The sequence below is a fragment of the Stenotrophomonas sp. YJH_SMC_58 genome (genome assembly GCF_059369635.1).
Genome location: NZ_JCAFSW010000008.1, coordinates 90,383 through 101,634, shown reverse-complemented (window position 1 = coordinate 101,634; position 11,252 = coordinate 90,383). Strand labels below are relative to the sequence as shown.

8 protein-coding genes are annotated in these 11,252 nt (G+C 67.4%); 4 read left to right on the top strand and 4 right to left on the bottom strand.

The window, feature by feature from the left end; translation table 11 throughout:
• Window positions 1-138: 138 nt before the first annotated feature.
• Window positions 139-1,509, top strand: a complete 1,371-nt coding sequence (gene mgtE, locus AC5P68_RS12160; RefSeq protein ID WP_049403655.1) for a magnesium transporter — start codon at window positions 139-141, stop codon at window positions 1,507-1,509.
• Window positions 1,510-1,686: 177 nt separating this feature from the next.
• Window positions 1,687-4,407: a bifunctional acetate--CoA ligase family protein/GNAT family N-acetyltransferase gene (locus AC5P68_RS12155; protein ID WP_033833808.1), complete on the top strand. Its 2,721-nt coding sequence runs from the start codon at window positions 1,687-1,689 to the stop codon at window positions 4,405-4,407.
• 62 nt (window positions 4,408-4,469) lie between these two features.
• On the opposite strand, the gene AC5P68_RS12150 is transcribed toward AC5P68_RS12155, so the two are convergent.
• Complete coding sequence (locus tag AC5P68_RS12150; protein WP_033833807.1) at window positions 4,470-4,850, bottom strand: YbjQ family protein; 381 nt, start codon at window positions 4,848-4,850, stop codon at window positions 4,470-4,472.
• Window positions 4,851-4,981: 131 nt separating this feature from the next.
• On the opposite strand from AC5P68_RS12150, the gene AC5P68_RS12145 reads away from it, so the two are divergent.
• A complete protein-coding gene (locus AC5P68_RS12145; protein WP_033833843.1) occupies window positions 4,982-5,683 on the top strand; it encodes an alpha/beta fold hydrolase in 702 nt (233 codons plus the stop codon).
• 119 nt (window positions 5,684-5,802) lie between these two features.
• Here the strand turns inward: AC5P68_RS12145 and dkgB are convergent, their stop codons facing one another.
• Together dkgB and AC5P68_RS12135 are read right to left on the bottom strand one after the other, a co-directional pair.
• Window positions 5,803-6,612, bottom strand: a complete 810-nt coding sequence (dkgB, locus tag AC5P68_RS12140) for a 2,5-didehydrogluconate reductase DkgB (protein WP_495217072.1) — start codon at window positions 6,610-6,612, stop codon at window positions 5,803-5,805.
• Window positions 6,613-6,726: 114 nt separating this feature from the next.
• Window positions 6,727-7,941 (bottom strand): MFS transporter, encoded by a 1,215-nt coding sequence (locus AC5P68_RS12135; RefSeq protein WP_005411585.1) that lies wholly within the window; start codon window positions 7,939-7,941, stop codon window positions 6,727-6,729.
• A 105-nt stretch (window positions 7,942-8,046) separates the two neighbouring features.
• Between AC5P68_RS12135 and AC5P68_RS12130 the strand changes: the two genes are divergently transcribed.
• Window positions 8,047-8,949 carry a LysR family transcriptional regulator gene (locus AC5P68_RS12130; protein ID WP_033833806.1) on the top strand — a complete coding sequence of 301 codons (903 nt, stop codon included), beginning with the start codon at window positions 8,047-8,049 and terminating at the stop codon, window positions 8,947-8,949.
• Between the two features lie 83 nt (window positions 8,950-9,032).
• Here AC5P68_RS12130 and AC5P68_RS12125 read toward each other — a convergent pair whose 3' ends face one another.
• Window positions 9,033-11,153, bottom strand: coding sequence for a methyl-accepting chemotaxis protein (locus AC5P68_RS12125; protein ID WP_024958519.1), 2,121 nt, complete (start codon window positions 11,151-11,153; stop codon window positions 9,033-9,035).
• Between the last annotated feature and the right edge of the window lie 99 nt (window positions 11,154-11,252).

The following is an 11,252-nucleotide window of genomic DNA, read 5'->3' as shown; positions in this document are numbered from 1 at the left end:
GCATCCCGGAGTCCCCAACCCATGTCCAGCGACAGTAGAAGTCGACCTCGTTCGACGCCAGCGATGGCCACCGCCTGACATCGGGACGGTTTGCCTGCGTTGGCGTTGCGCGAGGTCGCACCCCACAAGGCAAACCCGATGAACCAGAAGCAATTGCTGCGCCCGGTGGCCGATGCCGCCGCACTGGCCGCGCCGCTGGCGAACTTCAACACCGCCGATGCGGTGGAATTCCTCAACACGCTGGAATTGACCCGCGCCGCGGAAACGCTGGCTGCGCTGCCGTTGCCGCGTGCAGTGAAAATGCTGGAAGCGCCGGAACTGCACCGCAGCGGCGAACTGGTGGCTGCGCTGCCGCCGGCGCGCGCTGCCGCCCTGCTCGGCTTGATGGCCGACGACCGCGCCACCGACATCGTCCATGAGCTGGATGAGGAAGAACGCGCGCGGTTGATCCCGCTGCTGGGCACCGACGCCCGCCAGGCCATCCAGAAGCTGCTCAGCTACCCGCCGAACACCGCCGGCGCGCTGATGACCACCGAGTACGTGGCGGTACCCGCCAGCTGGACCGTGGCGCAGACCCTGCAGCACATCCGCCAGGTCGAGCGCACCCGTGAAACGGTGTACGCGATCTACGTGCTGGACCCGGACAGCCAGCAGCTGCAGCAGGTGGTGACCATGCGCCGGCTGATCACCGGCCTGCCGGAGGAGTCGATCCTGGACGTGGCCCAGGTCAATCCACCGGTGACGGTGGACGCACTGATGGACCAGGAAGAAGTGGCACGGCTGATCCGTCGCCACGACCTGCTGGCGATCCCGGTGGTCGATGCGCAGCAGCAGATGCTCGGCATCGTCACCGTGGACGACGTGCTCGATGCGCTGATCGAGGAATCCACCGAGGACGCGCACAAGTTCGGCGGCATGGAAGCACTGGACAAGCCGTACATGCAGATCGGCTTCTTCGAGATGCTGCGCAAGCGCGCCGGCTGGCTGAGCGTGCTGTTCCTGGGCGAGATGCTGACCGCCAGCGCGATGCAGCACTATGAAGACGAACTGGCGCGCGCGGTGGTGCTGACCCTGTTCATTCCGCTCATCATGAGTTCGGGCGGCAACTCCGGTTCGCAGGCCACCTCGCTGCTGATCCGCAGCCTGGCGCTGCGCGAACTGCGCCTGCGCGACTGGTGGAAGGTGGCCCTGCGCGAAGTGCCCACCGGCATGGTGCTGGGCGCGATCCTCGGCTGCCTGGCCATCGTGCGCATCGTCATCTGGCAGCTGGGTGGCCTGCATGACTACGGCGAGCACTGGATCCTGCTGGCGATCACCATCGGTGCGGCGCTGGTCGGCATCGTCACGTTCGGCTCGCTGTCCGGATCGATGCTGCCGTTCATCCTGAAGCGGCTCGGCTTCGACCCGGCCAGTGCCTCGGCCCCGTTCGTGGCCACGCTGGTGGACGTGACCGGGCTGGTGATCTATTTCAGCATCGCCGCGATGATCCTGCACGGCACGCTGTTGTAGGCCGGGGTCGTTTACTGGGTCGGATCCCTTCGCGCAGCGAAGGGCTCGGACCCCTGAAGCAGCGTGCTCCGGTAGTTGCCGACCTTGGTCGACACGCAAGGGTCACGCAAGGGTCAGATCCCTTTCCTGGGGAAGGGATCTGACCCCATCGCCATGGAATTTGGTTACCGTAGGCGCATGAGTACCTACCACCTGCAGTCCGTGTTCCGTCCGCAGTCGGTCGCGGTGATCGGCGGCAGCCCGCGTCAGCGCTCGGCCGGACGTGCGGTGATGCGCAACCTGCGCGGCACCGGCTTCCCCGGCAAGGTGGCGTGGATCAACCCGCGGCATGCCGAAATTGATGGCATCCGCACCGTGAAGCGGCTGAAGGACCTGGACTGGGTGCCGGATCTGGTGGTGATCACTGCGCCGGCGTCGATCGTGCCGCAGGTGGTGCGCACCGCTGCCGAACGCGGCGTGCAGGCGGCAATCATCCTCACCGCGCACCTGGGTGAAGGCCCGGGCTCGCTGTCGGCGCAGGTGGAGGCGGTGGCGCGCAAGCATGGCCTGCGCATCCTCGGCCCACACTGCCTGGGTGTGATTGCACCGCACGCACGGCTCAATGCCAGCATCGCCGCGCACTTCCCGCAGGCCGGTGATCTTGCGTTGATCTCCGAATCCTCGGCCATTGCCGCCGCGCTGGTGGAGTGGGGCGTGGCCCGCTCGGTCGGGTTTTCCGCGGTGGTCTCGCTGGGCGACACGATGGACGTCGACTTCGGTGACCTGCTCGACTACTTCGCCACCGACTACCGCACCCGCGCCATCCTGCTCTACGTCGAGCAGATCAAGGATGCGCGCAAGTTCATGTCGGCCGCGCGTGCCGCCGCCCGCGCCAAGCCGGTGGTGGTGGTGAAGTCCGGCCGCGCCGAGCGCGTGCAGCCGGGCAGCCGCGATACCCATGTGCAGGCCCTGGCCCGCGCCGACGACGTGTATGGCGCCGCGTTCAACCGCGCCGGCCTGCTGCGCGTGGGCGCGCTGGACGAACTGTTCACGGCCGCCGAATCGCTGGGCCGGTTGGGGACCTTCCCCGGTCGTCGCCTGGCCATTCTCAGCAATGGTGGCGGTGTCGGCCGCCTGGCCGTGGACCAGCTCATTGCACTGCGTGGCACGCTGGCCAACCTGTCCGACAGCACGGTCGAGAAACTCGACGCCGTGCTGCCGCAGGGCTGGTCGCGCAGCAACCCGGTCGACATCGTGGTCGACGCCGATGGTGACCGCTATGCCGCCGCCATCGAGGCGCTGCTGGCTGACAACGAGAATGATGCGGTGATGGTGGTCAACGTGCCGACCGCATTCACTTCATCCGCAGACGCCGCACAGGCGCTTACCCGCACGCTCGGACTGCGCCCGCGCCATCACCGCGACAAGCCGGTATTCGCGGTGTGGCTGGGCAACGATGACCAGGCCACCGCCACGCTCAACGCGGCACGGGTGCCGACCTATCCGACCGAGGCCGAAGCGGTGCGCGGCTTCCAGCATCTGGTGCGTTACCGCGAAGCACAGAACGCCCTGATGGAAACACCACCCAGCCTGCCGCAGGACTTCAGTGTCGACGCTGCGGCCGCACGCGCGCTGGTCGATGCGGCATTGGCCAACGGCCAGCAATGGCTGGACCCGTTGGCCACCCACGAACTGCTCAAGGCCTACGGCATTCCCTCCGCGCCGGTGATGCACGCGCGCGATGCGCACGAGGCAATGGACCTGGCGCAGCCGTTGCTGGAGCGTGGCGCCAGCGTGGCGCTGAAGATCCTGTCCCCGGACATTCCGCACAAGTCGGAAGTGGACGGCGTGCGCCTGAACCTGTCCACGCTGCCGGCGGTGCAGAGCGCGGCCAACGCGATCCTGTCGCGCGCACGCCAGCTGCGGCCGGATGCGCGCATCGATGGCCTGCTGGTGCAGCCGACCATCGTTCGCCCGAAGGCGCGCGAGTTGATCGTCGGCATTGCCGATGACGCGACGTTCGGCCCGGTGATCGTGGTCGGCCGTGGCGGTACCGCGGTTGAAGTGATCAATGACAAGGCGTTGGCGCTGCCGCCGCTGGACCTGCGCCTGGCCCACGAGCTGATCGGCCAGACCCGCGCCTCGCGCATCCTCAAGGCCTATGGCGATGTGCCTGCCGCCGACGAGCGCGCACTGGCGTTGGCGCTGGTCAAGCTGGCGCAGCTGGCCGCCGACATTCCCGAAGTGCGTACGCTGGACATCAATCCGCTGCTGGTCGACGGCAAGGGCATCCTCGCCCTCGACGCACGCGTGGCGGTGGCGCCGTCGCGCATCCTGCACAAGGGCCGTGGCCATCCGCGTTTTTCGGTGTTCCCGTACCCGAAGGAGTGGGAGCGCACCATCGAACTGTCCGATGGCGGCCGCGCCTTCGTGCGTCCGGTGCGGCCGGAGGATGACGCGTTGTTCCGTGCGTTCTTCGCCCGCGTCAGCGACGAGGACCTGCGCCTGCGCTTCTTCCAGTCGGTGAAGCACTTCAGCCACGAGTTCATCGCGCGCCTGACCCAGCTCGATTACGCACGCTCGATCGCACTGGTGGCGATCGAACCGCGCAGTGGCGAAATGCTCGGCGCGGTGCGCCTGCACGCCGATGCCGATTACCACCGTGGCGAGTACGGCATCCTGATCCGCTCGGACCTGAAGGGGCACGGCATCGGCTGGCGGCTGATGGCGATCATGATCGAGTACGCCAAGTGGCTGGGCCTGGACGTGGTCGAGGGCCAGGTACTGCGCGAGAACAGCACCATGCTGGCGATGTGCCAGAGCCTGGGCTTCAAGACGAAGCTGGACCCGGATGACCCGACGGTGATGATGGTGACCCTGCCGGTGCAGCAGGTCGAGGTGCCGGCGGCACCGCTGTAGAGTCGAGCTCGCTCGACTGTTGCCATCGAAAGCAGTCGAGCAAGCTCGACTCTACGACCAGGCTACCGCATCGGTTCCACCACCACTGCCGTGCCGTAGCACAGCACTTCGGTCAGCCCGGTCATCACATCGGTGGCGTCGTAGCGCATGCCGATGATCGCGTTGGCGCCCAGCTGCCGCGCGTGCTTGACCATGTCGCGGTAGGTTTCCTCGCGGGCCTGTTCGCACAGCTCGGTGTAGATGGTGATGTTGCCACCGAACAGGGTCTGGATGCCGCCGAGGAAATTGCCGACGATCGAGCGCGAGCGCACGGTGATGCCGCGCACCACGCCCAGGTTGCGCACCACGCGATGGCCGGGCAACTCGAAGGCGGTGGTGACCAGTGAATCGTCGAAACGTGTCAGCGAGGTCGTCGGGTTGCCGCTGTTGTAGGGGTCTGCCATGGCCGCATCCTTGGAACGGGTAGGGTCGAGGGCTGCATCCTAGCGTGTCGTCGCGCTGCTGGGCCGGTTCTGCAACGCACAGGGCCAGCCACGGCATGTCCTTGCCACCGCACCGGCGCGACAATACCCGCATGACCGACCGTATCCCCCTGCTGCTGCTGCCTGGCCTGCTCAACGATGCCGAACTGTGGCGCGCGCAGTTGGCCGATCTGGCCGACATCGCCGATTGCACGGTAGGCGACCAGACTCGCGGCGAGACCCTGCAGGCGGTGGCCGAGGACGTGCTGGCGCAGGCGCCGGAACGCTTCGCCCTCGCCGGTTTCTCGCTGGGTGGCTTCGTCGCCCAGCAGATCCTGCGCATCGCGCCGGAACGCGTGCTGCAGCTGGCGCTGGTCGATACCTCGATCCACGCCGATTCACCGGAACGTGCCGAACAGCGCCGCAGCCAGCGCGCCAGCGTGCGCCTGCCCGGCAAGTTCCATGGCTTCGGCGATGTGCTGATGCGCAGCTACATCGATGCCTCGCGGCTGGATGATTACGTGCTGGTGCAACGTGTGCGTGACATGACCGCCCGCCTGGGCGCGGACGTGTTCCTGCGCCAGAGTGCGCTGGAACGCCGTGACGGCCATGACGTGCTGGCTGGCTACCGCGATCCGCTGTTGATCATCTGCGGGGCCAACGACCGCATTACGCCACTCGCGGTCAGCGAGGAAATGCACGCCCTGGTGCCGCACTCGCAGCTGGTGGTGGTGCCGGACTGCGGGCACCTGGCCCCGATGGAGAAGCCGGACGAGGTCAGTGTGGCGATGCGCGGGTGGTTGCTGCAGGGCTAGGCCAAAGCCGCTTCTGGTGGGTGCGGACCTTGGTCCGCACGGTGTTTCAATGATCCATCAGAGGTCAGTGCCGACCAAGGGCGGCACCTACCGATTCCGATCCGCAACCGCGGTCGGGATCAATCCCAGGCGGGTGCAATCCCTTCCGGATTCGCCAGGCGATGGCCACGGTCCAGCTTGGCGATCTGCGCCATGTCTTCGTCGGTCAGGCGGATCGCTGCCGCTTCCAGGTTGCTCGACAGGTTCTCGCGCTTGGTCGACGACGGGATCACCGAGAAGCCCTGCTGCAGCGCCCAGGCCAGCGCGATCTGCGCCGGAGTGGCCTGGTGACGGCCGGCAATGGCCTGGATCACCGGGTCCTTGATCACCTCGCCATAGGCCAGGCTCATGTAGGCAGTGATGTGGATGCCGTTGTCCTGCAGGAACTTCACCAGCAGGCGGTTCTGCAGGTAGGGATGGATCTCGATCTGGTTGGTGGCGATGGCATCGGCGCCAAGGATCTCGATGGCCTTGCGGGTCTGGGCGATGGTGAAGTTGGAGATGCCGATCGCCTTCGTCAGGCCCTGTGCCTTGGCCTCGGCCAGTGCGGTCAGGTACTCCTCCATCGGCACGTCGACCTTGTCGTTCGGCGACGGCCAGTGGATCAGTGCCAGATCGACGTGGTCGGTGCGCAGCTTTTCCAGACTGGTACGCAGGCTGGCCAGCAGCGCTTCGCGCTTGAACGCGGTGATCCAGACCTTGGTGGTCAGGTAGATCTCTTCGCGCGGCACGCCGGAATCGGCGATGGCCTGGCCGACCTCGGCTTCATTGCCGTAGATCTGCGCGGTATCGATGGCGCGGTAGCCGACATCCAGCGCGTTGCGCACCGAGTCGATCACGGTCTGGTCTTTCAGGCGGAAGGTGCCGAGACCGAAGGCGGGGACAGTCATGGGGAGCTCCAGCAGAGGGGAGGGATGCGAATATCCAGCAAAGGGTAGGCCAGTGGCCGCATGCGTGCCGGCAACGGTGCATTGCACCACCGTACCGGCAGGGCATGACCTATCTCAATGCGTGGCCACGGCGATGCCATCGGCGCGGTCATCGATGCCGTCGCGGCGGTCCAGGCGGCCGCTGAGCACGGTCAATGCATACGCACCCACCACCACCAGCGCGCCCAGCCACGGCGTGTGCATCAGGCCGATGTTCTCCACCACCAGGCCGCCGAGCGAGGCGCCCAGCGCGATGCCGATGTTGAAGGCGGCGATGTTCAGCCCCGATGCGACGTCGGTGGCCTGCGGCGCATAGCGCTGAGCCTGCTTGACCACATACACCTGCAGGCCGGGCACGTTGCCGAACGCCACCGCACCCAGTGCCAGTACCGTCAGCAGCATCAGCCAGGTGTTGTAGGCGGTGAAGGTGAGCACGAACAGCACGACGGCCAACAGGGCGAAGATGCGCTTCAGTGCGGGCACCGGGCCCATGCGGTCGGCCATGCGCCCGCCCCACAGGTTGCCGATCGCCACCGACACGCCGTACACCAGCAGCACCAGGCTGACTGCGTTTGCCGAGAAACCAGTGACGTCCTGCAGGATCGGCGCCAGATAGGTGAAGGCCAGGAAGGTGCCGCCGTAGCCCAGCGCGGTCATCGCATAGACCAGCAGCAGGCGGGGTTGGGCGAGTACGGCCAGCTGCTGGCGGAAGCTGGCCGGCGCACTCTGCGGCACGCTGCGCGGCACGAACAGCAGCGCGCCGAGCAGGGCGATCACGCCCAGCGCGGCCACCGCCAGGAAGGTGGCGCGCCAGCCCAGGTGCTGGCCGATGAAGGTGCCCAGCGGTACACCGGTCACCAGCGCCACGGTGAGGCCGGTGAACATGATGGCGATCGCGCTGGCGGCCTTCTCCTTCGGCACCACCGCGGTGGCGATGATCGAACCGATCGAGAAGAACACACCGTGGGCGAGGCCGGTGAGGATGCGGGCGACGATCAGCGAGGTGTAGCCCGGCGCCAGGAAGGCGATGACGTTGCCGAGGGTGAACAGCACCATCAGCGCCACCAGCAGCGACTTGCGCGGTACGCGGCCGGTGAGCGCGGTCAGCACCGGCGCACCGATGGCCACGCCGAGGGCATACAGCGAGACCAGCAGGCCGGCCGAGGGCAGGCTGACCTGAAGGTCGGCGGCAATGGTGGGAATCAGGCCGACGATGACGAACTCGGTGGTGCCGATGGCGAAGGCACCGAGGGTCAGCGCCAGCAGGGCGAGGGGAATGCCACGGATCATGGCCGGCTCCGGAGGGAAGGAAGGCGCGCAGTGTGCGCGGCGCACCTTTGCCGAAAAACCGGCCTTCACGCCAATCACTATTGCCGTCCAGTCAATAATGGCGGCATGAAGACCACTCTCGATGAAATGCAGGCCTTCCTCGCGGTGATAGACAGCGGGTCGATCAGTGCTGCCGCCGAACAGCTGGGGCAGACGCCGTCGGGCGTGAGCCGGGCGCTGGGGCGGCTGGAAGACAAGCTCGGCACCACCCTGTTGACCCGTACCACCCGCCGCCTGCACCTAACCGCAGAGGGCGAGGCCTATCTGCGCCATGCACGGGCGATCATCGATGCGGTGGAGTCCGCCGAGGAACAGATGGCCGCCCGCCGCGAGCGCCCGGCCGGGCGCCTGCGCGTGGATGCGGCGATGCCGTTCGTGCTGCACGTGATCGCGCCGCTGGTGGCCGGGTACCGCGCGCGCTACCCGGAGGTGCAGCTGGAGTTGAACAGCTCCGAGCGCTACATCGACCTGCTGGAACGGCGCACCGACCTGGCGATCCGGATCGGGCCGCTGGCCGACTCCACCCTGCATGCGCGGCCGTTGGGTCGCTGCCAGCTGCGGCTGGTGGCCAGTCCGGCCTACCTGGCGGCACACGGCGAACCGGCCAGCGTCGCCGCGCTGGGCCAGCACACCCTGCTCAGCTTCAACGAACCGGAATCGTTGAATCACTGGCCGCTGCCGGGCGATGCCGATGGCCTGCTGCGGGTGCGTCCGGATATCGCGGTGTCCAGCGGCGAAACACTACGCCGACTGGCGGTGGAAGGCGTGGGCATCACCTGCCTGTCCGACTTCGTGACCGACCGCGACCGCGCCACCGGCACTTTGGTGCCGGTGCTGGCGACGCAGACGCTGGATGTGTACCAGCCGATCCACGCGGTGTATTACCGCAACACGGCGGTGTCGGCGCGGATCAGCTCGTTCCTGGATTACCTGGCTGAAGCGATGGCGCGGAGCGATTACCTGCGCTGAGGTCGTGGTGGGGTTGCCGGCCAGCGGCCGGCACTACCGTTCATCGCGGGGTAGTGCCGGCCGCTGGCCGGCAACCGGATCAATCAGGCCGCGCGCGCCAGCGCGTCCTTCGCTGCGGCGGTGGTCGACAGATCGAACACATCCACCGCGTCGATCAACCGGTTCGCCTGCTGCTCCAGGCTGCGCGCGGCGGCGCTGGCTTCCTCCACCAACGCGGCATTCTGCTGGGTGGTGCCGTCCATCTGGATCACGGTCTGGCTGACCTGTTCGATGCCCGCGCTCTGCTCCTGCGATGCGGCGGAGATCTCGGCCATGATGTCGGTGACGCGCTGCACCGACGCCACGATCTCGGCCATGGTGTCACCGGCCTCGCGCACGCGCCGTGCACCGTGGCCGACCTGTTCCACCGACGCTTCGATCAACGCCTTGATCTCCTTCGCGGCTGCCGCCGAACGCTGTGCCAGGGTGCGCACTTCGCTGGCAACCACCGCGAAGCCGCGGCCCTGCTCGCCGGCGCGTGCCGCTTCCACCGCGGCGTTCAGCGCCAGGATGTTGGTCTGGAAGGCGATCCCGTCGATCACGCTGATGATCTCGGCGATCTGCCGCGACGAGGTTTCGATCGCGCCCATCGTCGTCACCACCTGGCCGACCACGCTGCCGCCGTGAGAGGCAACGGTGTGCGCGCCGATCGCCAGCTGGTTGGCCTGGCGCGCATGCTCGGCGTTCTGGCGCACGGTGGAGGTCAGTTCCTCCATCGATGCCGCCGTCTCTTCCAGGTTGGCGGCCTGCTGTTCGGTACGGCGCGACAGATCGTTGTTGCCGGCGGCGATCTCCGCCGCCGCCGTGTGGATGTTGCCGGAGGCGTGCTTGATGTCGGTGACGATGGTTGCCAGCTGCGTAGCGGTGGTGTTCGCGTCGCCGGCGATACGCGCGAACACGCCCTGGAAATCACCGTGCATGCGCGCGCCGAGGCGGCCATCGGCAATCGCGCGCAGCATGCTGGAGACCTCGCCGAGGTTCAGTTCGGTGGTCTGCATCAATCGGTTCAAGCCGTCGACCATTGCGCGGAAATCATGCTCGAAGCGTGCGCTGTCGCCGCGCTGGCTGAAGTCACCGGCGGCGGCGGCTTCGGCCAGGCGGCGGATCTCGCCGTTGATCATGCCGAGATTGGCCTTGGCCGTATCCAACGCGTTGGTGATCACGGCCTTTTCGCCGGGCAGGCGTTCCATGTCCTGGCTGAGGTCACCGACGGCATAGCGGCCCATGATCGAGATCGCGCGCATCTTCACCTGGATGTGCGCGTCAACCAGCGTGTTGCAATCGGCCACCATGGTGCCGAACGCGCCCGGGAACGCACTGGCATCCATGCGATGGCTGATGGTGCCGGCGTCATGCGCCTGCGCCATCGTCGCCTGTGCGTCCAGTACGCCGCGCAGCGTGGACTGCACCGCCTGCATCGCCTGCGCGAGGCGACCGATCTCGTCGCGGCTGCGCACCTGCACCACGTGCTGCAGATCACCGGCGGCCACGGCACGCGCAGCGGCTTCCACCGCCAGCACCGGCTGCACCACCGCGCGCCGCAGCCACCAGGCCAGGCCCATCAGCAGCAACACGGCGGCCAGCACGGTCAGCGCCGCGCACAGCAGCAGGGTCTGCCGCGCCTGCTGCGACCGCGCCGCTACGGTTGCTTCGGCCACCTGCGTGGCATGCGTGCTCAGCGCATCCAGTGCGGTCGCCACCGGGCGGTCCTTGCCACGCACCAGGTTGTCGCCGGCGGCGGGATCGTAGCCGGCTTCCGCAAACGCCTGCAGGGCGGCGTGGTAGTCCTTCTGCAGCTGCGTGTGCAGGCCGATGAAGGACTGTGCCAGTTCGCGCGTGCGTATGTCCGGGCTGGCTACGAGGCCCCTGGCCAGCTGCTCGACCAGGCGGCCCTCGCTGTCAAAGGCGTCCAGATGGCGCTGGCGCAGCGCGTCGTCGTGGCCGCGCAGCAGCACGTTCTTCCATTCCTGCACCTGGCCGCGGAACTCGCGCTGCAGGCGTTCGGCGTCGCGGCTGTGCGCGACTTCGGGTGGAACCTCGGTGGACAACTTCAACCAGGCGGAGGCCAGGCCCGCCAATGCGCACAGCAGGACCACGGCCAGACCAACAGAAACCGCGCCGAGCAGCTTGGACTGCAGGCGCGGAGCACGGACAGACGCTTTCATGGAAGGGACTCTCGGGAAGGGGCAATGCGGTATCGACCTGTCCCCTCGCGTCTGAAGTGCGACGCTCATCACATTACCGTTTCGTTTAGTGATGTGAAG